The organism is Cyanobacterium sp. HL-69 (genome assembly GCA_002813895.1).
Taxonomy (GTDB): Bacteria; Cyanobacteriota; Cyanobacteriia; order Cyanobacteriales; family Cyanobacteriaceae; genus Cyanobacterium.
In genome coordinates this window covers 256,905-281,094 of the sequence record CP024912.1, presented here as the reverse complement: position 1 = coordinate 281,094, position 24,190 = coordinate 256,905, and the positions used below count along the sequence as shown (strand labels likewise).

General features: G+C 39.7%; 32 protein-coding genes. 7 read left to right on the top strand and 25 right to left on the bottom strand.

The window, feature by feature from the left end:
• Positions 1–55: 55 nt before the first annotated feature.
• The 20 genes from secY to tatC all read right to left on the bottom strand — a co-directional run bounded on the left by secY (position 56) and on the right by tatC (position 11,643).
• A complete protein-coding gene (secY, locus tag AA637_RS01280; RefSeq protein WP_069790220.1) occupies positions 56–1,369 on the bottom strand; it encodes a preprotein translocase subunit SecY in 1,314 nt (437 codons plus the stop codon).
• A gap of 169 nt (positions 1,370–1,538) precedes the next feature.
• Positions 1,539–2,003, bottom strand: a complete 465-nt coding sequence (rplO, locus tag AA637_RS01275) for a 50S ribosomal protein L15 (protein WP_069790221.1) — start codon at positions 2,001–2,003, stop codon at positions 1,539–1,541.
• A gap of 24 nt (positions 2,004–2,027) precedes the next feature.
• A complete protein-coding gene (gene rpsE / locus AA637_RS01270; protein WP_446683559.1) occupies positions 2,028–2,576 on the bottom strand; it encodes a 30S ribosomal protein S5 in 549 nt (182 codons plus the stop codon).
• A gap of 12 nt (positions 2,577–2,588) precedes the next feature.
• A complete protein-coding gene (gene rplR, locus AA637_RS01265; protein ID WP_446683558.1) occupies positions 2,589–2,951 on the bottom strand; it encodes a 50S ribosomal protein L18 in 363 nt (120 codons plus the stop codon).
• Positions 2,952–2,953: 2 nt separating this feature from the next.
• On the bottom strand, positions 2,954–3,493 hold the full coding sequence (gene rplF / locus AA637_RS01260; RefSeq protein WP_069790224.1) for a 50S ribosomal protein L6: 540 nt from the start codon (positions 3,491–3,493) through the stop codon (positions 2,954–2,956).
• Between the two features lie 135 nt (positions 3,494–3,628).
• The gene (gene rpsH / locus AA637_RS01255; protein WP_069790225.1) at positions 3,629–4,030 is read right to left on the bottom strand and encodes a 30S ribosomal protein S8; all 402 of its coding nucleotides are present in this window, start codon (positions 4,028–4,030) and stop codon (positions 3,629–3,631) included.
• A 29-nt stretch (positions 4,031–4,059) separates the two neighbouring features.
• Positions 4,060–4,602, bottom strand: coding sequence for a 50S ribosomal protein L5 (gene rplE, locus AA637_RS01250; protein ID WP_069790226.1), 543 nt, complete (start codon positions 4,600–4,602; stop codon positions 4,060–4,062).
• 48 nt (positions 4,603–4,650) lie between these two features.
• The gene (gene rplX / locus AA637_RS01245) at positions 4,651–5,007 is read right to left on the bottom strand and encodes a 50S ribosomal protein L24 (protein WP_446683557.1); all 357 of its coding nucleotides are present in this window, start codon (positions 5,005–5,007) and stop codon (positions 4,651–4,653) included.
• 3 nt (positions 5,008–5,010) lie between these two features.
• Positions 5,011–5,379, bottom strand: a complete 369-nt coding sequence (gene rplN, locus AA637_RS01240) for a 50S ribosomal protein L14 (RefSeq protein ID WP_015223451.1) — start codon at positions 5,377–5,379, stop codon at positions 5,011–5,013.
• A 40-nt stretch (positions 5,380–5,419) separates the two neighbouring features.
• The gene (rpsQ, locus tag AA637_RS01235) at positions 5,420–5,668 is read right to left on the bottom strand and encodes a 30S ribosomal protein S17 (RefSeq protein WP_069790228.1); all 249 of its coding nucleotides are present in this window, start codon (positions 5,666–5,668) and stop codon (positions 5,420–5,422) included.
• Between the two features lie 18 nt (positions 5,669–5,686).
• Positions 5,687–5,908: a 50S ribosomal protein L29 gene (gene rpmC / locus AA637_RS01230; RefSeq protein ID WP_446683556.1), complete on the bottom strand. Its 222-nt coding sequence runs from the start codon at positions 5,906–5,908 to the stop codon at positions 5,687–5,689.
• Between the two features lie 6 nt (positions 5,909–5,914).
• On the bottom strand, positions 5,915–6,331 hold the full coding sequence (gene rplP, locus AA637_RS01225) for a 50S ribosomal protein L16 (RefSeq protein WP_015223454.1): 417 nt from the start codon (positions 6,329–6,331) through the stop codon (positions 5,915–5,917).
• Between the two features lie 117 nt (positions 6,332–6,448).
• On the bottom strand, positions 6,449–7,171 hold the full coding sequence (gene rpsC / locus AA637_RS01220) for a 30S ribosomal protein S3 (protein ID WP_069790231.1): 723 nt from the start codon (positions 7,169–7,171) through the stop codon (positions 6,449–6,451).
• Positions 7,172–7,202: 31 nt separating this feature from the next.
• Positions 7,203–7,556: a 50S ribosomal protein L22 gene (rplV, locus tag AA637_RS01215; RefSeq protein WP_083260397.1), complete on the bottom strand. Its 354-nt coding sequence runs from the start codon at positions 7,554–7,556 to the stop codon at positions 7,203–7,205.
• A 99-nt stretch (positions 7,557–7,655) separates the two neighbouring features.
• Positions 7,656–7,934, bottom strand: a complete 279-nt coding sequence (rpsS, locus tag AA637_RS01210) for a 30S ribosomal protein S19 (RefSeq protein WP_015223457.1) — start codon at positions 7,932–7,934, stop codon at positions 7,656–7,658.
• A gap of 53 nt (positions 7,935–7,987) precedes the next feature.
• Complete coding sequence (gene rplB, locus AA637_RS01205) at positions 7,988–8,830, bottom strand: 50S ribosomal protein L2 (protein WP_069790233.1); 843 nt, start codon at positions 8,828–8,830, stop codon at positions 7,988–7,990.
• A 39-nt stretch (positions 8,831–8,869) separates the two neighbouring features.
• A complete protein-coding gene (locus AA637_RS01200; RefSeq protein WP_015223459.1) occupies positions 8,870–9,208 on the bottom strand; it encodes a 50S ribosomal protein L23 in 339 nt (112 codons plus the stop codon).
• Positions 9,198–9,836 (bottom strand): 50S ribosomal protein L4, encoded by a 639-nt coding sequence (gene rplD, locus AA637_RS01195; protein WP_446683555.1) that lies wholly within the window; start codon positions 9,834–9,836, stop codon positions 9,198–9,200. The genes AA637_RS01200 and rplD overlap by 11 nt, the downstream gene beginning before the upstream one ends.
• Positions 9,837–9,874: 38 nt before the next feature.
• On the bottom strand, positions 9,875–10,558 hold the full coding sequence (rplC, locus tag AA637_RS01190; RefSeq protein ID WP_069790235.1) for a 50S ribosomal protein L3: 684 nt from the start codon (positions 10,556–10,558) through the stop codon (positions 9,875–9,877).
• Positions 10,559–10,878: 320 nt separating this feature from the next.
• Complete coding sequence (tatC, locus tag AA637_RS01185) at positions 10,879–11,643, bottom strand: twin-arginine translocase subunit TatC (protein ID WP_446683554.1); 765 nt, start codon at positions 11,641–11,643, stop codon at positions 10,879–10,881.
• Between the two features lie 245 nt (positions 11,644–11,888).
• Here tatC and AA637_RS01180 point away from each other — a divergent pair, with 245 nt between their 5' ends.
• Positions 11,889–14,045 (top strand): tetratricopeptide repeat protein, encoded by a 2,157-nt coding sequence (locus AA637_RS01180; RefSeq protein ID WP_446683553.1) that lies wholly within the window; start codon positions 11,889–11,891, stop codon positions 14,043–14,045.
• Here AA637_RS01180 and AA637_RS01175 read toward each other — a convergent pair.
• From AA637_RS01175 to AA637_RS01165, 3 genes are all read right to left on the bottom strand, one after another.
• Entirely contained in the window at positions 14,042–14,494 is a 453-nt protein-coding gene (locus AA637_RS01175; protein WP_069790238.1) for a hypothetical protein, read from the bottom strand. The two genes, AA637_RS01180 and AA637_RS01175, sit on opposite strands and share 4 nt — an antisense overlap.
• 65 nt (positions 14,495–14,559) lie before the next feature.
• Positions 14,560–16,584: an FHA domain-containing protein gene (locus AA637_RS01170; protein WP_446683552.1), complete on the bottom strand. Its 2,025-nt coding sequence runs from the start codon at positions 16,582–16,584 to the stop codon at positions 14,560–14,562.
• Between the two features lie 21 nt (positions 16,585–16,605).
• The gene (locus AA637_RS01165; RefSeq protein ID WP_446683551.1) at positions 16,606–17,106 is read right to left on the bottom strand and encodes an FHA domain-containing protein; all 501 of its coding nucleotides are present in this window, start codon (positions 17,104–17,106) and stop codon (positions 16,606–16,608) included.
• A gap of 244 nt (positions 17,107–17,350) precedes the next feature.
• Between AA637_RS01165 and AA637_RS01160 the strand changes: the two genes are divergently transcribed.
• Positions 17,351–17,638: a hypothetical protein gene (locus AA637_RS01160; RefSeq protein WP_069790240.1), complete on the top strand. Its 288-nt coding sequence runs from the start codon at positions 17,351–17,353 to the stop codon at positions 17,636–17,638.
• A gap of 65 nt (positions 17,639–17,703) precedes the next feature.
• On the opposite strand, the gene pflA is transcribed toward AA637_RS01160, so the two are convergent.
• Positions 17,704–18,438 carry a pyruvate formate-lyase-activating protein gene (pflA, locus tag AA637_RS01155; protein WP_446683550.1) on the bottom strand — a complete coding sequence of 245 codons (735 nt, stop codon included), beginning with the start codon at positions 18,436–18,438 and terminating at the stop codon, positions 17,704–17,706.
• Positions 18,439–18,517: 79 nt separating this feature from the next.
• Between pflA and thiL the strand changes: the two genes are divergently transcribed.
• The 4 genes from thiL to AA637_RS01135 all read left to right on the top strand — a co-directional run bounded on the left by thiL (position 18,518) and on the right by AA637_RS01135 (position 22,727).
• Positions 18,518–19,498, top strand: coding sequence for a thiamine-phosphate kinase (gene thiL, locus AA637_RS01150; protein ID WP_446683549.1), 981 nt, complete (start codon positions 18,518–18,520; stop codon positions 19,496–19,498).
• Positions 19,499–19,569: 71 nt separating this feature from the next.
• Positions 19,570–19,950, top strand: a complete 381-nt coding sequence (locus AA637_RS01145; RefSeq protein ID WP_069790243.1) for a response regulator — start codon at positions 19,570–19,572, stop codon at positions 19,948–19,950.
• Between the two features lie 39 nt (positions 19,951–19,989).
• Positions 19,990–21,327 carry an FADH(2)-oxidizing methylenetetrahydrofolate--tRNA-(uracil(54)-C(5))-methyltransferase TrmFO gene (gene trmFO, locus AA637_RS01140; protein ID WP_446683548.1) on the top strand — a complete coding sequence of 446 codons (1,338 nt, stop codon included), beginning with the start codon at positions 19,990–19,992 and terminating at the stop codon, positions 21,325–21,327.
• Positions 21,328–21,338: 11 nt separating this feature from the next.
• Positions 21,339–22,727 (top strand): FAD-dependent oxidoreductase, encoded by a 1,389-nt coding sequence (locus tag AA637_RS01135; protein ID WP_446683547.1) that lies wholly within the window; start codon positions 21,339–21,341, stop codon positions 22,725–22,727.
• A 102-nt stretch (positions 22,728–22,829) separates the two neighbouring features.
• On the opposite strand, the gene AA637_RS01130 is transcribed toward AA637_RS01135, so the two are convergent.
• Entirely contained in the window at positions 22,830–23,156 is a 327-nt protein-coding gene (locus AA637_RS01130) for a hypothetical protein (protein WP_446683546.1), read from the bottom strand.
• A 33-nt stretch (positions 23,157–23,189) separates the two neighbouring features.
• Between AA637_RS01130 and rsmI the strand changes: the two genes are divergently transcribed.
• Positions 23,190–24,026 carry a 16S rRNA (cytidine(1402)-2'-O)-methyltransferase gene (rsmI, locus tag AA637_RS01125; RefSeq protein WP_446683545.1) on the top strand — a complete coding sequence of 279 codons (837 nt, stop codon included), beginning with the start codon at positions 23,190–23,192 and terminating at the stop codon, positions 24,024–24,026.
• Positions 24,027–24,190: the final 164 nt, after the last annotated feature.

Here is a 24,190-nt window from a genome sequence, read left to right as displayed (position 1 = left end):
CCAAGACATGGTAAAAAGTGATGTGGAAATTTCCCCCCACAGGAGGGATAAAAACCTAATCTTTCACCATTCCTTCATAACGTTGAGAGATAACATAGGTTTGAACTTGTTTCGCAGTATCGATGGCTACACCCACAAGAATTAAGAGGGAAGTCGCACCAAAACCTTGGAAAGTTGTTACCCCAGTAGCACTTTCAACAAAAGTAGGAACCGTTGCTACGATGGTTAAGAAAACTGCTCCCAATAGGGTTAAGCGATTCAAAACCCCTTCAATATAAGCTACTGTTGCTTTACCAGGACGAATCCCTGGAATACTAGATCCCATTTTCTTCAAGTTTTGGGCAATGTCTTCTGGATTAGAAATCAAAGAAGCATAGAAATAACTAAAGAAAACAATGAGTAAGGAGTAAACTACAACATACCAGATGGAACCAGGGCGCAGTGCCAAAGCAACATTATTTAATAAGGTATTAAAAGGAGTACCATCGGCAAAACCGGCTACAGAAGATGGTAATACTAACACTGCCGAAGCAAAAATGATCGGCATTACCCCACCTTGGTTAAGTCTTAGGGGTAAGTAACTGGTGCGTTCACGGTATAAGCGGCGTCCTACTTGACGACGGGCAGAAATAATGGGAATACGGCGAGTACCTTCTTGGACAAACACGATACCCACAATCATTACTAAGAATACAAGGACAAGTAAAACGACCTGTGCGATCGCCTCTCTGCCCCCAGACTGAGCATAATCGATGGTATTACCAAGGGTACGGGGTAACACCGCCACAATGTTGACAAAAATCAACAGAGAAGCACCATTTCCTAAGCCTCTCTCCGTAATCAACTCTGATACCCACATCACGAACATAGATCCCGCCGAAATGGCGATAACCGTTTCAATGATGAAAATAGGACTATCATTAAGGGCATAGGGACGCAATAAACCGATAGTAATACCAGTAGATTGAATTACCGCCCAACCAAAAGCCACATAACGGGTAATTTGAGCAATTTTACGACGACCTGCTTCCCCTTCATTTTTCTGTAAATCCTCTAGGGCAGGAATGGCAGAAGTCAAAAGTTGGATAATAATAGAAGCATTAATATAGGGCAAAATTCCTAACGCAAAAATTCCCACAGTAGCTAAACCGCCTCCTGTGAAAAGATCTAAGAACCCTAGAAAAGGTAAATTTTGAACCGCCGCCTCAAAAGCATCACGATCAATACCTGGTACAGGAATGTAAATTCCTAATCGAATTAAAATTAATAAACCTATAGTAATAAGCAAACGACCACGAAGCCCTGCAGCCTGTGCCATTTGCATAAAGGTTTCTTGAGCAGTTGGAGTTTTTTCTCTGCTGACAACCATGATCTAAAATATCAATACAATAATGGTGAATAAATTAAAATTAAGGGTCAAAAAACTGATAAATAAAGATAAAGACGTTAAACCCCTAACTTTAAGTAAAAGTAATTAACCGTCAATTGTCAATTACTTCCTATCAATGATTTGACCTCTCCCCTTAGTATCTTGACATTTATTGATCAGTATTACCATGATCAGGAGCAGAAATTGAACCACCAGCGGCTTCAATTTTTTCCTGAGCCGATTTAGACCATGCAGCCGCTTTTACATTCAAAGCAACTCCTAAATCGCCATTTCCTAAAACTTTTAAAGGACCATCATTAGTGGTGATAATACCCGCATCCATTAAGGATTCGATGGTTACATCAGAATTAGCAGCAATACCAGCTAATTTCTCCACATTGATAATGGTGTATTCTTTACGATTTAGTACAGTAAAGTGTTTTAACTTAGGTACTCTTCTATAAAGGGGCATTTGTCCCCCTTCAAAACCTGGCTTAGTACCAGTACCAGAACGAGATTTTTGACCTCTCATCCCAAAACCGCCACTAGCACCTTGTCCAGCAGAGATACCTCTACCGATACGGCGACGACGCTTTTTAGATGAAGGTTTGGGTCCAATGTTATGAAGTCTCATAGTTATTACTAATTAGCAATGGGCTTATGAATAAATTTGTTCTAAGGGAATCTCTCTTTCTCTTGCTACTTCAGAGAAGCTGCGGATTTGCTCAAGGGCATTAACCGCCGCACGAGCATTATTAAGAGGATTGTTAGATCCTTGTTGTTTAGCTAAAATATTTTTAATTCCTGCTAATTCTAAGACGGTACGCACGGCACCCCCTGCAATTACCCCAGTACCCGGTGCTGCGGGACGCATAAATACTTTTGCTCCTCCAGCGATACCGTTACTAACGTGGGTAATAGAACTAGCTTTGTTAATTTTAACGGTGACAAGGTGCTTTTTACCGTCGGTAACAGCTTTACGAACCGCATTGATTACGTCTCCGGCTTTACCTACACCTACACCTACTTGACCTTTTTCATTTCCAACGACAACGATGGCGCGGAAACTAAGTTTTTTACCACCTTTAACAACTTTACTAACACGACGGATTTGTACAACCCGCTCTTGCCAAGTGTTGTCTTTTTCTCTACGTTGTTTTCTTTGTTTGCCTTTGCGTTGATCTTTTTGTTCGCGCTCTTTTGCCATGATGATTTCCTCTTAAAAGTTAAGACCTGTTTCACGGGCGGCATCAGCTAAGGCTTTGACACGTCCATGGTATAGATTACCACCACGGTCAAAAACTACTTTTTCAATGCCTTTGGATAATGCTCTTTGAGCGACTAATTTACCAACTTCAGCGGAAGCATCACGGTTAGAAGTAGAACCAAGTTTTTCTTGTAATTCTTTATCTAAGGTAGATGCACTTGCTAAAGTATGTTGGGCCACATCGTCAATTAATTGAGCATAAATATGTTGATTGGAACGGAATACGGCTAAACGAGGGCGCTCAGCAGTACCTGTGACTTTTTTGCGAATCCGAAGATGGCGACGTTGGACTAGATTTTTACGGTTAATAGTCATAATTATTTCTTACCTGCTTTACCTACTTTACGTCTTACATATTCACCAGCGTAGCGAATACCTTTTCCTTTATAAACTTCAGGAGGACGAACAGCACGGATTTTCGCCGCCATGTTGCCTACTAATTCTTTATCAATACCGCTGATGACTACCTCAGTGTTGCTGTTAACGGCAACGGAGATGCCATCGGGCATTTGCATTTCTACGGGTTTACTGTAACCGACGTTAAGGGTTAATTTTGAGCCTTGGGCTTGGGCACGATAACCTACCCCTCGGATTTCAAGTTTTTTCTCGAATCCTTGACTGACTCCGTCAATCATATTTGCTACGAGAGTACGGCATAAACCGTGTCTTTCTCTAGCTTTACGACTGTCGTTATCGCGGTTAACTTGGAGGTTTTCGCCTTCGTGGGCTACGGACACAAGAGAAGGTAATTCTCTGGCGAGGTTGCCTTTGGGACCGGAGACGTTGACGTGTTGACCGCTAATCTCGACGTTGACTTTGGGAGGTATCGCTATAGGACGTTTTCCAATACGAGACATAATTTGATTTTAAGTTCTAAATTATTAGTTTATGTAGCCAATAAACAATCAATAATTCTCAGTTTTCTGTTTACAAAACCATCAAGGTCAAAAACATTTTGTTGGTAATTTTTAATTGTTCATTGTCAATGGTTATTACCAGATGTAGCAGAGAATTTCTCCACCGATACCTTGTTTTCTTGCTTCTCTGTCGGTCATGATGCCGTGAGAAGTGGAAATGACTGCCACCCCAATACCGCCGAGTACTCTGGGAAGGTCTTTTTTCTTGCTATAGACTCTTAAACCAGGGGTACTTACTCTACGGATGTTATGGATAATGGGTTGGCGATTTCTGCCTTTGTATTTTAAGGAGACAACGATGTCTTTTTTTACTCCTTCACCGACTTCTTCGTAACTGCCAATAAAGCCTTCGGTTCTTAGTACGTCAGCGATACTGCGAGTCATGCGAGTGCTAGGGATTGCCACGGTCGGGTGGCGGACGGCACAGGCGTTACGAATACGAGTCAGCATGTCTGATATAGTGTCGTGTGCTGGCATTCTTTCTTCTTTTCCTCTATTACCTTATATTATTTGTCACGGAAGGGCATTCCCATCTCTTTGAGTAATGCGCGCCCTTCTTCGTCGGTGTTGGCGGTGGTGATGATGGAAATATCAAAACCTCGAATTTGATCGATACTGTCGTATTCGATTTCGGGGAATATCAATTGTTCACGCACCCCTAGACTGTAGTTTCCTCGACCGTCGAAACTTTTGGGGCTGATGCCACGGAAGTCACGAATACGAGGTAATGCTAGGCTGATGAGACGATCTAAGAAAGCGTACATTTTATCAGATCTTAGTGTCACCATGGCTCCCACAGGCATTCCTTGACGGATTTTAAACCCTGCGATCGCCTTTTTAGCGCGGGTAACGACGGGCTTTTGTCCAGTAATAATCGCTAGTTCACTAAGTGAGGACTCTAGTGCTTTAGCGTTCTGAGAAGCCTCTCCTAAACCTCTGTTAACGACGATTTTATCGATCTTAGGAACTTGGTGGATATTAGTATAACCAAATTGCTCCTTAAGTTTAGGAGTGATCGTTTCTTGATAATAAGTTTTAAGTCTTGACATTGCTTTGGTTACTGATGGTTGTGAAATAGTACCGTTATGATCATCGAATTAATCAATGATTTCGCCAGTTTTTTTCAGTTTTCTCACCTTTTTACCTTCTTCAGTAATGACATAGCTAATGCGACTAGCTACTTTTTCTTTTTCAGAGTAAACCATTACTTTGGAGCTATGAATGGGTGCTTCATAGGTGGTGATTTGACCGGATTCCCCTTGTTGACGGGGTTTTACGTGCTTGGTTCTGATGTTAACGCCTTTTATGATAACGGTGCTATCTTTAGGAATAGCTTTAAGGATTTCTCCTACTTTACCTTTATCTTTGCCAGAAATTACCTGCACGGTATCACCTTTTTTGACGTGCATTTTTTGTCTGACAGGGGCTGTTTTGCTTTGATTTGCTGATCTCATGGTTTAGAGTACCTCCGGAGCTAAAGAAATGATCTTGGTGAAGTTGCGATCGCGCAATTCCCTAGCCACTGGGCCAAATACACGAGTACCTCTGGGGTTGTTGTCCTTGTTGATAATTACAGCAGCATTGTCGTCAAAACGAATGCTCATACCGCTTTCACGACGTAAGGAGTGTTTGGTGCGTACGATTACCGCTCGAACAATGTCAGATTTTTTCACTGCCATGTTAGGAATTGCATCTTTGACAACGGCAATAATTACGTCACCGATGCCACCGTAAGTACAGTTACCGGTGGATAACACTCTTAAGCACATAATCTTACGAGCGCCACTGTTATCGGCTACGTTTAGGTAACTTTGTTGTTGAATCATTTTTATTAGTGAATTGATTGCAAAGGGTCGAAAACCAACATTAAATTGCTTTAGTGCTGATAATGTCCGCCAATTCCCAGCGTTTGGTTTTACTGAGGGGGCGGGTTTCTCTAATTCTCACGCGATCGCCCTCTTGGCATTTATTTTCGGGATCGTGTGCTTTGTACTTGGTAGTTTTGACGACAATTTTGCCGTACTTGGGATGGGGAGAACGGTTTTCAACGGCAACAACGGCGGTTTTATCCATTTTGTTGCTTACGACTACCCCTACTCTTTCTTTTTGTGCCATGGGTTATTTACTCACTCCTTATGCTTGAGTAGTGTTGGCAGCTCCTCTTTGACGTTCACCTTGAACAGTCATTAATTGAGCAATCCAACGTTTAGTGTGCTTAAATTGATGAGGGGTTTCTAGGCGACCAGTAGTCTGCTCCAATCTAAGTTGAAAGAGCTTTTTCTTGGCATTAACAATCTCTTGTCCTAGTTCTTCATCATTGAGTTTTCTTGCATCTGCGACTTTAGGAAAAGCCATAATTTTCTAGTATTCCTCCGATCTGGTAATAAACTTAGTTTTGATAGGAAGTTTTGCAGCAGCTAGGCGCATCGCTTCTCTAGCGGTAGCTTCAGGGATACCAGCTATTTCAAACATAATACGACCGGGTTTTACTACTGCTACCCAGTATTCTGGATTACCCTTACCAGAACCCATACGGGTTTCAGCAGGGCGCATAGTAACGGGCTTATCGGGGAAAATGCGGATCCATATTTTACCACCACGGCGTACATAACGGGTAATTGCCCGACGAGCGGCCTCAATTTGGCGAGAGGTGATCCAACAGGGTTCGATAGCTTGTAGAGCGTAATCCCCAAAGTTAATGGAATTACCTCTATAAGCGTTCCCCGTCATTCTGCCCCGATGTTGTTTACGAAATTTCGTTCTTCTTGGACTTAACATAGTTTTCAGTTAATAGTTCAGAATTGCTCTATGAAAGAGCTTGGGCTTAAAATCAAGACATTCAGTGATTGATGAAAGAAAAAAGACAATTATTAATTATCCATTCTTAACTATCAATTATTCAGATCTGTCTTCAAATTTTTGGCGACGAGGTTGTCTACGCTCACGATTACCTCGTGGGGCAGGGGTTTCTAAATTTTCTTCACCGGGGATAACTTCACCTTTAAAAATCCAGACTTTTACGCCTAAGATTCCATAAATGGTAGAAGCGGTACGATAACAATAGTCAATGTCAGCACGGAGGGTATGAAGAGGAACACGTCCTTCCCTGATCCACTCACTACGGGCAATTTCTGCACCGTTTAAACGTCCACTGACTTGGATTTTGATTCCTTTTACTTCTGCTTTCTCAGCCCTTTGGAGAGCTTGTCTGACCACACGACGGAAAGATACCCTTCTCTCTAACTGAGAGCCGATAAATTCTGCCATGAGGGCGGCATTAGCATCAACGTTAGCTACTTCGATGACATTAACACGAAATTGACGTTGATTTTTAAGTAAATTTTGTAAATCAGTACGAAGTTTTTCAATTCCTGCTCCTCCTTTTCCGACTACCACCCCTGGACGGGCAGTGTGAATGGAAAGGTCGATTTGATCTGCTTTGCGATCAATTTTGACTTCAGCAATGGAAGCATTACTGAGGTTTTTGTCAATGTACTTACGAATTAGGTGGTCTTCTTGAAGAAGTTGGGGATATTCTTTCGGATCTGCATACCAACAAGATAAATGATCTTTGGTAATACCGAGACGAAAACCCACTGGATGTACTTTTTGTCCCATATTATTTTTTTAGTTCTTTTCTTGTGGTTTACTATGCCTGAGGTGCTACTGCTACGGTAATGTGGCAGGTGCGTTTACGAATTTGATATGCACGACCTTGGGCGCGGGGGCGGTAACGTTTTAGAGTAGGTCCGCCATCGGCGTAAGCAGAGCTTACTACTAAGGTGGTGGGATCTAATCCTTGGTTATGCTCGGCATTAGCAACCGCAGAACGAAGAACTTTAATGATAGGTTCACAAGCTCTGTAGGGCATGAATTCGAGAATAATTAATGCTTCTCGGTAGCTACGCCCACGAATTTGATCTAATACCCTTCTCACCTTGGAGGGAGACATTCTAATGTAACGGGCGATCGCTTTTACTTCTTGGCTGGTATCAACCTCGATTTTTTCCTGTGTTTTCGGCATGATAATTTGTTCAATAATTAATATTGCTAGTAGGAAAATTGATGATAGCTCATCAACTAAAATCCTGAACCGACTGCTTTATCTTCTTGCCTTTTTGTCACTTTTAGCGTGACCTCTAAAGGTGCGAGTCGGAGCAAATTCTCCCAATTTATGACCAACCATTTGCTCTGAAACAAATACGGGTACGTGGGTACGACCGTTATGTACAGCGATGGTGTGACCAATCATTTGAGGGAGAATGGTGGAAGCCCTTGACCAAGTTTTAACTACTTGCTTTTCTCCTTTTTCGTTTAATTTTTCGATTTTGGAGAGCAGACTATCGGCTATAAATGGTCCTTTTTTTAATGAACGACTCATAAACTTGTTTTACTCTAATAGTGAAAATATCTATTTGTATCTTCCTAAACGTCTTATTTTCCTTTATTGGAGTTACGACGACGGACGATGTATTTGTTGCTGAGTTTTTTCTTCTTACGAGTTTTCTTACCCAAAGCAGGTTGACCCCAAGGAGAAACAGGACCGGAACGACCAATGGGGGCGCGTCCTTCACCACCACCATGGGGGTGATCAACAGGGTTCATCGCACTTCCTCTTACATGGGGTCTAATACCCAAGTGTCTTGTTTTACCAGCTTTTCCGAGTTTGAGGTTTCTGGCTTCGATATTTCCGACTCGACCGATAGTAGCGTAGCATTCTTTACGAATCATACGTACTTCTTTTGAAGGTAGCTTGATGGTGACATAATCACCTTCTTTTGCCATTAACTGAGCAAAACCACCAGCGGCGCGAACGATTTGACCACCTTTACCAGCACGCATTTCAATGTTATGAATTTCGGTACCGAGGGGAATTTTCCCTAGGGGTAAGGCGTTGCCAATTTCGTAGGGAGCTTCTTCGCTAGCAACAATGGTTGCTCCGATTTGAATTCCCGCAGGGGCTAAGATATATCTTTTTTCGCCATCTTCATACTGCACAAGGGCAATACGAGCGTTACGGTTTGGATCGTACTCAATGGCTAAGACTTCGGCATTAATGTCACGCTTGTCTCTTTTGAAATCGATAATACGATATAGTTTTTTGTGACCGCCTCCACGGTGGCGACTGGTGATAACCCCACGGTTATTACGTCCTTTTTTTCTATGAACGTATTTCGTTAGGGACTTTTCTGGCGTACTTTTAGTAATTTCGGAAAAGTCTGAGGTTACTGCTTGTCTTCTTCCGGGGGTATATGGTCTGTATGTGCGAACACCCATAGTTCTGTTATATTTATCAGTTTTTGGTGAACAATTCCCTTAGAGATCAGGGAAGAATGTACTTTGTAATGAATCACCTTCTGCGAGGGTGACTATTGCTTTTTTGTACTGTGGTTTGTAGCCAACATTTTGACCTACCCTGCGTTTTTTGCGAGGTTGGTTCATGGTGTTTACTTTTACCACTTTGACTTCAAATAAGCTTTCGATGGCTGCTCTGATTTGAGGTTTTGTCGCTTGTTTTACGCACTCAAAAACATACTTATTATCTTCCATCATATAAGTAGCTTTTTCAGTAACGATGGGGCGAATAATCAAATCGGCGAGTTCAGCTTCGCTTTTTCTTACTGCGGTCGTTTTTCCGTATCTTTTATTCGGCATTGTAAACCTCCTGTAGTTTTACTAATGCGTCAGAGGTAACAACTATTTTGTCAGCGTTAAGAATGTCATAGATATTTAAACCGTCGTGGTTAATCATTTTGACATTGGGAAGGTTTCTGACGGACAAATAAACGTTATCGGAGGTGGGCTCGGTTACTACTAATAAAATTTTGCAGTTTTGATCCACTTCCCAACGGGTGAAGGCTTCTAAAATAGTTTTGGTTCTAGGAGCTTCAAATTGTTGGTTAAAGTTTTCTACTACTACAATATCCTCTGCTCTGCTGATGAAGGCAGTACGAAGGGCTAACCGTCTTTCCTTACGGTTCATTTTTATGTTGTAGTCCTTGGGTTTAGGCCCAAAGATGACACCACCGCCACGCCATAAGGGTGAACGGATGGATCCGGCTCTTGCTCTACCTGTTCCTTTTTGTCGCCAGGGCTTACGACCACCACCACGCACTTCGGCTCTGGTTTTGGTGGATGCTGTTCCTTGACGCTGATTATGTAGTTGACGGACTAGGGCGCGGTGAACAATATGTTCGGCGTTTTCTTCCTTAGCAATTTTCATTTCTAAGGTGGCTTCGCCGCTTTGCTCTCCTTGCCAATTTTTTACTACACAATTAACCATAATTTTTAATTTGATATTTTTTGTAACTGTGTGTTAATTTACTGTTGCCCCACGATGGTGGCGGGAGTAATACTAACTAAATTTCCTGTTTTACCAGGGATTGCTCCTTTTATGAGGAGTAAATTACGTTCTGCGTCAATTTTGACTACAGTCAGTTTACGAATTTTGACGTTGGTGTTACCGTAACGTCCTGCCATTTTCTTACCAGGATATACACGACCGGGGGTTGTACCTGCTCCAGTAGAACCGGGTAAACGGTGGTTCTTAGAACCGTGGGTCATATTACCTCTTTTGAAGTTATGGCGTTTCTGATAACCGGAAAAACCTCTACCGATGGTTTTACCACCAACATCTACTAAGTCTCCTTCATTGAACAAGTCTGCTCCGATGGTTTGTCCTAGTTCGTAGGAAGCAACATCATCAAGACGGTATTCTTTGAGTTGACGTAAAGCAGGAAGTCCTTTACTGGTTAAGTGTCCATCTTCGGCACTGGTCAAGTATTTATTAACTTCTTTTGCTTCTTTAGTATTTAGGCTACGTTTGCGATCTGGCAACTCGTCATAACCGAGTTGAAGTGCTACATAACCATCTTTTTCTTTAGTTTTGATTTGAGTAACTCGACATGGACCTACTTGAACTGCGGTTACAGGAATTGCAACTCCTGTTTCCTTGTCAAAAATGGTGGTCATGCCTAGTTTTGTACCTAGTATGCCTAAGCTCACGGGATGTATCCCTCTAAATTACTAAACAACAGGGTTATTTTCAGTGAAAGATGTTCTTTCTTGCTGATGAGTAACTGTCTGCAGGGTAAAAGTTAATTTAATTAGGCTGCAGAGCAACTATCATTAAATTCGTTCTTCTTTCCATGATGAACAGACATTCTTTAAACTTACTAACCTGCTTTAAGGTGTAGTAAAGAGCCTTTGTTTCCCTAACAGACTTAAAAATTTTACAAAAAATTTTCAGTATCTTTAGGAGGCTAGTTTATCTTTTTCGTCACAAACAAACATTATAAACCATTAACGGACAATACCGCAATAGTTTATTTTCCAATTAATTTTACGGCGGCAATGCCACCAAAATAAAGGGCTAGAACGGCTCCCCCTAGTAGGGATTGGGTGAGGGGGTCGGTGGATGGGGTGACGATCGCCCCTATAATTACGGCACCTAATATGACGATGCGCCACCCTGATAGCATCTGCTGGGATGACACTAAATTTAACTGCCCTAGCAATAACTGAATGACAGGAATTTGAAAGGTTATCCCTGTACAGAACATTAATAATAAGACAAATTTAAAATAATTATCAATAGACCATGATTGTTCTACCACGTCTCCGCCGTAGCTGATGAAGAAGTTGAGAGCGGCGGGAATTAATAAATAATAGGCAAAAGCTAATCCAGCGAAAAAGAGAATACTAGAACCAAATACCACAGGGGCAAGGAGTTTTCTTTCTTTTCTGGTTAATCCTGGCACCACAAATTGCACTACCTGATATATGAGGATGGGACTAGCTAGTAAAATGCCCGTATATCCTGCCACTTGGAAAGAAACAAAGAAAAATTCTCCGGGGGCTAGTTGTAAAAATTTGACCCCTTGGGCGGGAATCTCTAGCCAACCGACAATGGGACGAACGAAGGCAAAACAGGCGATCGCACTTACCAACACAGAAATAAGACCAATAAAAAGACGAGTCCTTAATTCTTCGAGATGGTCAAAAAATGACATCTCCGCTGGTTGAGGAATTTGCTCCCAATAGTCTTGATTTTCTTCTACATTGACAGTTGCTGATTCTTTAGTTGCCATGGATGATTATATAAAGAGCTTTATGTCTAGTAAATTATTTTAACCTTTATTTTGCTCAATCGATAAACAATAGAACATTGAAAATTTATCGAAGCATGGCTTAATAAGTGCATCATTGAGAGTTATTTGTTAAAAATTAAAAATATTTCATCAAAAAAATTAATAGATTGAAAAGCAATTGTTATCATAATTAATGACATCCCCAGTCCTTTTTTCCCCTTCTGAAAAAAACATATAAAAAGAAGATGAAACCCTGTTATTGCATCAATCCCCGTTGTCGTCAACCTGATCATCCTGATAATAATAATCCCACTAGCCGTTATTGTTATAGTTGTGGCTCAGAATTACTTTTACACGGCAAATATAGAGTTAGTCGTTTACTCAGCGATGATAGTGGTTTCGGTATTGTGTATGAAATATTTGAGGGGTTCGAGCCAAAAATTCTCAAAGTTTTACAAAGAAGATGGAATAAGCAACCCAAGGCAGTGGAATTGTTTAAAAGGGAGTATGAAGTTTTACTTACCCTCACCCAAGAAAATATTAAAGGAATACCTCAAGCAAAAGATTTTTTCGAGTATCAACCCAGGGACGAGAACAATTTATATTGTTTGGTGATGGAAAAAGTAGATGGGATGGATTTGGAAAAATGGGTACAAAAAAACGATAAAATTACCCAAAAACAGGCAATAAAGTGGTTAAAAGAAGTTACTTTAATTTTACAAAAAATACATCAACATAATTGGTTTCATCGAGATATAAAACCCGCTAATATTATGATGCGTAATAGCGGTGAATTAGTACTCATTGACTTTGGAACGGCGAGGGAAGAAACCCAAACTTATTATCAAAAAATGCAGGGGCAACAGTTAACGGGTATCGTATCCACTGGCTATACCCCCAATGAGCAACAAAATGGGCAGTCGGTGGTGCAATCGGATTTTTTCGCCCTAGGGCGGACTTTTGTTTATTTGTTGACAGGACAACATCCTTCTTCTATGTATGATCCTTATAAGGATGTTTTAAGTTGGAGGCAGGAAACGGAAAATGTTGATAAGCCCCTTTTAGATTTTATTGACCATTTAATGGCAAAATTTCCCCAAGATAGACCGAATAATACTGATTCTATTATTCAGAATTTGGAAAATCTCCATCAAAGACTACAAACTAATTCCGAGAAGGTCAGTTTGGTACAAAAAATCTTGACTTCTACTCAGGGAATTATAACTAAAAAGGTTGCACCAGCATCAGCAGATCCCACCAGACAGTTAGGTAATGTCAATTTTAGCAAGGGAGTTGCGGGGGGAGGATTAGTTCGTCATCGCAATAAATTAATTCTTGGGGGCGGAGTTGTGGTATTGACGGTTGTATGGTTGGTGGGGGATTTTAATTTTCTTCGTTTTGGTTCGTTAAATTCTGCTAATACTGAAACCAATGGTGTGGAAAGTGCGGCGACATTGGAAGGAGGGGGAAATTCGGAAAATGCCGTTATCGAAATGAGTGAGAATGAGTCGGTGGATTTGACGGATGCGGAAAATTATTATAATCAGGGTAATTTACTTCGTGAGAGGGAAGAATATGATCAGGCCATAGAAGAATATACTCGGGCTATTGAGATAAATCCTAATTATACCGATGCTTATTATAATCGTGGTTTAACCTATGCTGATTTGGAACGCTATCAAGAGGCGATCGCCGATTATACTAGGACTATCGCCATTGATCCTGAGTATTTAGATGCTTACAATAATCGAGGTATCATTTATGCTAGTTTACAGGATTTTGATCGAGCGATCGCTGATTATATTAAAGTAATTGATTCTGATCCTAGTTATGTTTTGGCTCATAATAATTTAGGGGTGGCTTATAATAGTTTGGGACGATTTCAAGATGCGATCGCCAGTTATACCAAAGCCATTGAGCTAAATCCAGACTACGTTTTGGCCTATGCTAATCGGGGTATTTCTTATAATAGTCTCGAAAGTTATGAAAATGCCATCAGTGACTATACCAAAGTCCTTAGTATTCAACCCGATAATGCTGATGCCTATTATGACCGAGGAAATGCACGTAATAGTTTAGGGCAGTATCAAGAAGCCATTGATGACTACACCAAAGCCATTGAAATCAAGGGTGATAATATTCTGGCTTACAATAACAGAGGGATTTCTTATTACAACTTGAACTCCTGCGCCCAAGCGATTGCTGATTATACGAAAGCCATTGAAATCGATAGTGAGTATCCCAACGCCTACTATAATCGGGGTTTATGTTATAGTCAATTGGCAGAAAATCAAAATGCCTTGGTGGATTTTAACCGTGCTGCTTTACTGTATCAACAACAGGGTAATGAAAATAGTTATCAAAATGCGATCGCCGAAATTGAAGCATTATCCTCCAATTAACCATTTTTATAGGGCCATTTCCCAAGCCATTCTCCGCCCCGAAATCTCCAGCTAGTAAACAACAGACGCATCAGCACCCAAGCAGAAATATAATTACTGAGCCACACCAAACCATAGTGAGCAATAAACACAGGTACATCGAAACTATAACCATCAATGCCTGGTAGTCCCACCACCTTGATCAAGAAAACTAAAAATATTCCTTCCACAACCCCCGCAATTAATTGTAAAGCCCCAGGCCAATCATGATCCCATAAAAACCTTTGTAAGTAGTTATAAAGAATATCCCAAAAAATTCCGAAAATGGCCACATATAGCACCACCAAGAAATAAACCAACGCTCCCCCATGTCCTCCCAAACCAAAGTAAAAAGGAAGACTAAAAAGGATTCCCATGGTAGCTAAAAGGAATAATCTAGTTTGCCAACGTCCGAGCAGTGTAGGTGTCATGTTAAGTACAATAATAATTAAAGTATTATGGTAATAGGCGATCGCATATAAAAAACGTAAATAGTTTATGGCTTTTGATTATTAGCCCACCGAAACCACTGAGCCAAAGAATAAACCCCAGAAATATAATTTACATCAGGGGCATTCAACAACGCCAAACTTTCAATGATACGATGAGCCGAATACTGTAAACCCAAAAAAGTATCCACCGCCGCATAAGGGCCACCCAAAGTTATAATGCCATTAGCATAAACCTTTCCATTACCATTACGCATTTTCTTGATTTCAAAATCATTCTCCACATGAAGCCGCCCCTGAATATTCAACGGAAGTTCATAATGGGTAATAAAATCATCCAACAAAGGATTGTGCCGTGGATCAGAAACCAATCCAGTACAATCAATAATAAAATCAGCATGAACAATATCTTCTCCCCGATTAGTTAACAAAGTGCTAATCACTCCCCCCTGAGAATCAGATTTCACTTCCTTCACTAAGCCATATCTAATTTCATACCATCCCTCCCGCAAACCCTGTTGCACAATCCTACGCCAAGGCTTACGACTACTGGTAGTAGTGCCGCCCCAGCTTTGCAATAACTCTCGCCTCAAAGGAGGACTAGCTTCCTCTAACCTTTTACGCATATCCCCCCCCCAAGTAGCCTTGGGCCAGTTATAAGGTTGAAATTCCCAATCATTTTCCACCTCTCTTTGAGCTTGTTCAAACTGAAAACCCTTTCTAGGTTCCCTATTCATGTGGATAATTTTTAGTTTAGAACCTGTTTTATGCACTAGATATAATCGATCCATAATTTGTGAAGCAACAATACCAGAACCTCTAATAATGACCGTACCCCCTTTTCTTTCCAGTTTCTCATAAACATGATCATGGGGTTCGTATCCTTGTACAACGGATTTTAAATCCCCCGTAGTATCTCGATAACGTTGCAAATCAGGAAGGAGTTTAAGGGCAGGATAACCCGTACAAATATGTAAAAAATCTGCAATTATAAAGCGGTGATCCGTTTGCCCTGGTTTACTAGCAGAATAAGCAACACAATAACGTCCGTCTTCCGTCTTCCGAATTGCCCTCGCACTACCTTGGTAAAACATTTGTTCCCAACCGATACGCTTTGTTTCTCTATCGATAGAATTAAAAACATTATCAGCAATGGGCGTGTAAGTATCCGCAAACACAGGCTCAGCAAATACTTGCCATAAACAGGTAAATGCTTCATTTATATGTCCTAAAAATAATTCTCTCCATGCTTCCCGTAAAGCATAACCCGGCCAACCCCACAAGTTATCAGGGCATGAGTCGGAACCAGATCTAATTCTTTTGTAACGGAATATCTGGCAATTACGCAATAGTCTTTCATATCTGCCATAGGGAATAGGGTTTAAACCCACCACAGCTATATTTTCCGTCGGTACTCCTGCTATGCGAAGATGGTCAGTATATACGAAGCTACCTAATCCCCCACCAATAGAAAGATAAGTAGTTTCTTTGATGGGTAAATTGGTTTTTTGAAGGGCAGAAACAGATATTTTTTCCTCAGCAAAAATGTCGGCAGGGGGGAAAGAATTACTAGAAATGGCAGGGCTAGGTGTTGGGGTAATATTTCCTTGGGGTTGAACTAAATCTGTTTCTGGATCAAAGATAATGGTTGAGGCTCGATAATCTTTGTTTGTGGGGGAATAAATTTCGGGGGGAGAGCTTAAAATAGTAGATGGACTAGAAGTTATGACAGTGGGGGGCATTCCCCAAGCAATGGTAATGCTATAGTTACCAATGGTGATAACATCTCCATTATGGACTGTTGTTGATTCCTGATAAACCCTTTGGTTATTAATAAAAGTGCCATTACTGCTTTTATCTTCTAAGATGACTTGATTTTCAGATTCTTTGATGATGGCATGGAAACGAGAAATTAGGTTTTGGGAGTCTAATAGTACAATAGAACTAGATTCTTGATTGTCGATTGTAGTTGGTAACTGACTACGATCCCTACCGAATACAATAGGAAGGGAAAATGTTTCTTCTTCTTGTTCTTCGGTGACGGCATTTTGAGTAATTAGTTGAATTTCCATGGCTTTTAGGTCTGTTATTTTTTATTTAAGGGTTGTTCCTGTAAAAACGACATAGCCACAATAGGGGCAATTTAAACCTTCATGTTCTTTACTGAGGATATGTTCTTTGGGGCCTGAACATTTGATTATGTATTCTCCGCAATGATCAGGTAGTTCTATATTTCTGACCACCATGGTAATTTTGCCTAATTTTATGACAGTATTTTCATTTATTTCTACAGTGTCACTAATAACTTTTTTCCTGTCAATGATGAGGGGATTGGGTTTTTTTTGTGTTTGACGATTTTGAGTTAAGTTTTTGGCTAGAAATTTATTTTTTCCTTGGTCATAAAAAATTTCTAGGTGAGCTTGGGAAACTGTCCGAATGATCATAGGATCGGAGTGTGTTAAAGTTATATCACATTGTTTTTCATCTCCTCTACCAATAATGATCTTTTGAGGATAGAGGGTGTAATCATCATCAGCGATAGTTCGACTGCGAATTTGCCTATTTTCCTGCCAAGCAAGGGTGATTCTATACATAATATGGTTTTACTTAAATGTTAAACCTAATTTAATGTTATGATTATGCCATTCTATATATTATATGCAACATTATAAGCTCAATTTTAACCGTAGATAAATCATTTTTTGTAATATTTATTCTTTCCATAAAGTGACAAAAGAAAGTACATTAATGCGGATTACCGTAATTTTATACGATGGCAAAAAAAATATGTTTTATCTATGATGAAAATGAAACATATTTTTGGAGTAATTCACAATTATGGAAAATAGAGAAGTTAAACAAGGACAAATGGAAAACACCCTTAAAGAGTGGGGAGCCAAAATTGATTCTCTGAAGGCGGAAGCCGATAAAGTAGGGGAAGATGCTCAGGCTGATTTACAGAGTAAAATAAAATATTTAGAAGGTAAAAAAGCGGATATGGAGGCTAATTTACAAAAGTTAAAAGCCTCTAGTGATGATGCTTGGGAAAGCGTTGTGAAGGGCTTTCAAGGGGCATGGGAAGAATTAGGCACTGCCTTTGAAGAAGCTACATCTAAATTTAAGTAATTAACTGCTTTTTTGGGAAGTAATTTTTACTTCCTTCGGAGCTTTTTTATATGCAAAATAAGTTCCTACTGAACTACTAAGTCATAACTTTGAAAGATTTTTATAACTTTCTCCATTAGCTCTTGACTCGGAGGTTCAGTATTTTTTAGTTTATAGTCAAAGCCTAGTTGTTCCCATTTATATTCTCCCATTTTATGGAAGGGCAGTATCTCTACTTTCTCTACGTTATCTAGTTGGGATACAAACTTGGCTAATCCTAAAACATTATCTTCTACATCTGTTAATCCTGGAACCAGTACAAATCTAATCCAAGTGGGTTTTTTAATTTCGGCTAAATATCGAGCAAAATTTAGGGTAGGTTCTAGGGATACACTGGTTACGGTGCGATAAATGTCAGGGTTAAAAGATTTTATATCTAATAATACTAGATCGGTGTGTTCAAGAACGGGTTTGGCGGCATTGAGGGTGACATAGCCAGAGGTGTCTAGGGTGGTATGAATGCCGAGTTTATGGCAACTTTCAAAGATTGACTTTACAAATTCTGGTTGCATTAATGGTTCTCCTCCTGTCACGGTTACGCCTCCGCCAGAGTATTGAAAGTAGGAGCGATATTTTTTGATTTCTTTGATTAATTCTTCGGTGGTTACTTTTTTACTTTTACCTTCTTCGATATGTCGGCAGTCGGGGTTGTGGCAGTATAAGCAACGCAGGGGGCAACCTTGGGTAAATATAACGAATCGGATACCGGGGCCATCGACGGTGCCACAACTTTCGAGGGAATGGATTAAGCCTTCTGTCATAGGTCGTGGATTGACAATTGATCTTTGTCAACTGACAATTAATAAGGGTTTTCTACTTCTATTATAGAAATTTTTGGGGATGGAGTTAATAAAAGATTTGGGGGAACATGAGTTATTAAGACGGTTAAAAAACTATTGTCATCCTAGTTTGGTGGGGGATGATGGAGCGGTTTTGGATGTGTCTGAAGGGATGCAGTTGGTGGTAACGAGTGATATGTTGGTGGATGATGTGCATTTTAGCGATCGCACTACACCCCCTTATATGGTAGGTTGGCGCAGTGTAGCGGCGAATTTGTCTGATTTAGCTGCCATGGGGGCTTATCCTTTGGGGATTACGGTTGCTCTTTCTCTTTCTCCTAATACTCCTTGGCATTGGGTAGAGTCCCTTTATCAGGGCATGAGGGATTGTTTAACCCAGTTTGATACAACTATTGTGGGGGGTGATTTGACAAGGGGAAAAGTAAGGGCGATCGCCATTACGGCCCTAGGAGAGGTAAAACCAAACCAAAAGATCCTTAGAAATACTGCTAAAACAGGAGATGTCATAGTTATTACTGGCATCCATGGGTTATCACGGGGGGGGCTAGAAATCCTTTTATCCCCTGAAAAATATCAGAATTTAGACGAACAAAGCAAAGAAAAATTAATTCTTGCCCACCAAAAACCCCAACCTCGCCTCGATTTATTACCCCAACTCCATAATAGTGGAAGTATCACAGGGATGGACAGTAGCGATGGATTAGCCGATGCCATCATACAAATTTGTCAACAAAGTAATAAAGGTGCGAGAATATACTTAGACAAAATTCCCGTTGCTCCAGAAGTCCTCAAAATTACTGACAGTAAAACAGCTTTAAAATGGACATTATTTGGGGGAGAAGATTTTGAATTAGTATTATGTTTATCTCCAAAAAACGCTCAGCACTTAGTAAACGAAGCTCACGGCAAAATAAAAATAATAGGTGAAATTACCGACGAAAAAAAAGTAATTTTGATAGACAATAATAAGCCGGATTCCGAAGTCTTATTAGACGTTAACGAAATATTTAACCATTTTTAGGTATAATAAACCGTAAGGCTCAGATTCTTTAATTGATCTACTCTTCTTAACTATTTATCATCGATCAAATCATGATTAAAATCTTAGTAGTTGATGACAGTCATGCTCCCCGAGAGGTGATTTGTGATACACTCAAACAATTTAATATTCAGGTAGCAGAAGCAACTAACGGGGTAGAGGCGATCGAAGTATTAAAAGCCGAAAAATTTAACCTTGTTATCACCGACGTAGTCATGCCCGAAATGAATGGCTATGAACTTTGTAGATGGATCAAAGAAAATCCTAGCACCAAAAAAGTTCCCGTCATCTTCTGCTCCACAAAAAACCAAGACTTTGACATTCACTGGGCCCAAAAACAAGGAGGAGATGCCTACATCGTCAAAGAAGAATTTATCAAAGACAGAATGCAACTCCTCAAAACAATCAAATACTTGCTAAAACAAGTAAAATAGAAACAAACAAACTCTACAGACAAGGTTACAACAAGCATAATGAGCCAAAAAGGTATTATCGTAATTGGTGGTGGTTTAGCAGGAACAGAAGCCACATGGCAAATAGCCCAAGCAGGGATTCCCGTCACACTCTACGAAATGCGCCCTGTCAGACATAGCCCAGCGCACCATAGCGAACACCTAGCCGAATTAGTATGTAGCAACTCCTTTGGAGCTGATGCCACCGATAGAGCCGCAGGATTACTTCACGAAGAATTACGCCGTCTCAACTCCATAATTATTCAAACTGCCGACAAACACAAAGTCCCCGCAGGAGGGGCATTAGCAGTGGATAGAGGGGTATTTAGTCAAGATTTGACCCAAACCCTAGATAATCACCCCCTAATCACCCTTAAACGGGAAGAAATCAAATCAATTCCCCCCGATACCATCGTCGTTTTAGCCACAGGTCCTCTCACCACCGAAAGTTTAGCCACCGAATTACAAGGCTTAACAGGCATGGAATATATGAGCTTTTTTGATGCCGCTAGCCCTATCATTGTCGGTGAATCCATCAACCAAGATATCGCCTTTTTTGCTTCCCGTTACGACAAAGGAGAAGCTGCCTATCTCAACTGCCCCATGAATAAAGAGCAGTATATTAATTTTTGGCAAGAATTATCAAAAGCCGAACAAGCAGAATTAAAAGACTTTGACAGGGAAACCTCTAACTTTTTTGAAGGTTGTTTACCCATCGAAGAATTAGCCCAAAGGGGAGAAGAAACCATGAGATATGGCCCCCTCAAACCCATTGGCTTATTTGATTCTCGTCTTGGTGACTTTCGGGAAAACAAAGATAAACGTCCCTATGCCGTGGTACAACTGCGACAAGAGGACAAAGCCGGGCAACTTTGGAATATGGTCGGTTTTCAGACTAACCTTCGTTGGGGTGAACAAAAAAGAGTATTTCGTCTTATCCCAGGTTTAGAAAATGCCGAATTTGTGAGAATGGGAGTAATGCACAAAAACACCTTTCTCAATGCTCCTCAACTACTCCATGCTACCCTACAATTTAAAACAAATCCTAACCTTTTGGCGGCGGGGCAACTAATAGGCACAGAAGGCTATACCGCAGCCTCTGCAGGGGGTTGGTTAGCAGGTACAAACGCCGCTAGGGTATATAAAAATCAAGAGCCATTGGTCTTATCCCCTGTTACTATGATGGGAGCATTATTTGATTTTATTAGCTCTGCTGATGCCAAGCATTTTCAACCCATGCCCCCTAACTTCGGGATTTTGCCTACCTTCGAGACAAAAATCAAAAATAAACGAGAACGTTATCAAGCCTATGGTGAAAGGGCTTTAACGATGGTTGACTCTTTACTAACTCAGGTTTAGTATTATTTCCCATGAAGTTAACCTATGATTTAATTATTCTTGGTGGTAGTTTAGAAGCCATTTGGGGAGCTAAATATGCCGCTAATTTTGGGGCTAGGGTTGCCTTGATTATTGATGTTAATTTTGGGGCGGAAGAAGGTAGAAAATATTTATTTCAACAGTTACAAACTGAACTTTTATCTCCTAATAGTTTTCATAATCGGGAAGATATTTTGGAGGAAAAAAAGAGATTAATTGAAGATGTATTATTACCTGAATTAGACAGTTTGGAAGTTGATGTTATTTTTTCTGATTTTCAATTTACTTTAGAGAGTAATAAAACAGCTATTAAAACTAAAAACGATATTTTAATGGCTAATGGTTATGTTATTACCACTCCTTTATATAATTATCAGTATCCTGATTGGGTTGGTATTGAGGATATTAATTATTTAACTGGTTATGACGTTTTTACATCATGGGATATAGATTCATTACCCAATAATTTGGTGGTGATTGGTGATGATGAAATGGCGATTAACATCAGTAGTTTATTGATTCGTCATCAAAAAAAGGTAACTTTGTTAACCACACAGGAGCATATTTTGCCTTGGGAGGATGCTGATATTGCTTTTTTGATTCAATGTCAATTGGAAAGTATGAGCATTAATGTATTAACTAATTATCAAGTTACTCAGGTGAAATCTATTGATAATAGTAAATGGATTCAGGCAGAAGATAAAGCCATTGAATGTGAGCAAATTATTATTAGTGATGGTTTTTTAAAAAAACAAGTTAATTTTAATTTTGATGGTTTAGAAGAACAAAAACAGTCTATATTTAACTTTAATGAGACTAATCTTATTGTTAATAAAAAGTTGCAAACACATCATAGTCTTATATATTGTGTGGGAGGTTTGTTAGGGGGATATAATCATTTAAATATTGCAAAAGAAGAGATAAGGGTTGCTATTAATAATATTTTGTTTTTGAATTTTAATAAAATTAACTATGATGAAATTCCCTATGATATTAATATAATTTCTGGAGTCTCTCGGATTGGTTATAGTGAATCTCAAGTTAAAAGTTTGTATGGAGATAGTTGGGAAAGTTTTGTTATTAAAGATACTTTTCTATCTCCTTTTGATTTAGAACAAAAACACTTTTATATTAAGCTAATAGTTAGCAAAACAAATGAGATTTTAGGATGTCATTGTTGGGGATATAAGAGAGAATTATTAATGAATATTATCGGAGTGATGATAAAGACAAATAATAATATTAAGTATTTATTCACTATAGCTATTAGTGATGATTTTGTTCGAGGTATTGTTAATGAATTAGAGATAATGTTTGCTAAGAAAAAATATTCTCGCAAATTTAGTTTGTTAGAAAGTTGGTTTATCTGGAGGAGAAAATAACTTTATTAAAGTACTTATATTTCACCTTATAAACTTGACAAAAGTAGCATCATGCTACGTCCTTTATCTAAAAATTGCCAGCACTAAACCACTTTTTGATTACTATTGTAAATATTGTTCTAGATCTTCGATTAATCGGGTTAATTCAGCTTCAGATGTTACCCTTAAACGCTCATCTCTGATGGTAATTAAAACTTTGGCAGCGAAAGGACTAGGATAAATATTAGGGTTGCAAAAAACTTCTAAAAATACCTCTCCTGTGTGTTGATATTCCATGGCTTTTTTAGCACTAGGTTTTGCACCTGTTTGGGCGTTATCTTTTAGGCTTTGTATTAGTAGGTTTATTTCTTGTCTGAGTTTTTGGGCTGCTTCTTGGCTAAAGTTAAAGGAGACGGAGCCTTGGTTGAGGTTAATGGTAAACTGGTTCATAAAGATTTTTTGTGTTACTTCTAGGATTTTACATTGACAGGCATACTTTATCTAGTGGCAACCCCCATCGGCAATCTTGAGGATATGACTTTTCGGGGGTTAAAGGTTTTAGAATCGGCTGATTTGATTGGGGCGGAGGATACTCGCCATACAGGTAAGTTGCTACATCATTTTCAGGTGAAGACTCCTATGGTTAGTTATCATCTCCATAATTATCAGAGTAGAATTGCTGAGTTTATTCCTCGATTGAGAGAAGGAGAAAATATTGCTCTGGTGACAGATGCGGGGACTCCTGCCATTTCTGATCCAGGATACAATTTAGTTAGGGCTTGTGTTGAAGGAAATATACAGGTGATACCGATTCCGGGGGCTAATGCGGCTATAAATGGTTTGATTGCTTCTGGTTTATCAACGGAAAGATTTGTTTTTGAGGGTTTTTTAGCCACTAAGAAGAAGTTACGGGATGCTTTGTTGTCTGAATTAAAGGACGAAAGACGTACGATAATTTTTTATGAGTCTCCCCATCGTCTTAGGAAGACTTTAGGGGATTTTTTGGGGGTGTTTGGTGCTTCTCGACAGATTACCCTTGCACGGGAGTTGACTAAGCTACATGAAGATTTTTGGCGGGGTACGGTGGAAGGAGCGATCGCCCTTTACCAAAAAAAAGAACCGAGGGGGGAATATACTATTATTGTGGCGGGAAATAGTGATCAACAATGGGAACAATTATCCCATGAAGAAATTAAAGAAAGATTGAGTGCATTATTACAAGAGGGCATGAGCAAAAGCGAAGCAAGTCAGCAATTAGCAAAACTAACAAACCTATCTCGCCGTGAAATTTACCGTCTATCCATTGATATGGACGATTAATCCATATTACTTTTTTTGATAAGTTACCTAGTTACCCCGTGGGGTAATAAAATTAAGGGAACCTATGCTTTATTGCTAATAATTATATATTAAGCATCACCTATTTATTTATCAATACCTGTTGCTGTGTAAAGTGTCGGTGATTACTAAATTAAATTATGAAT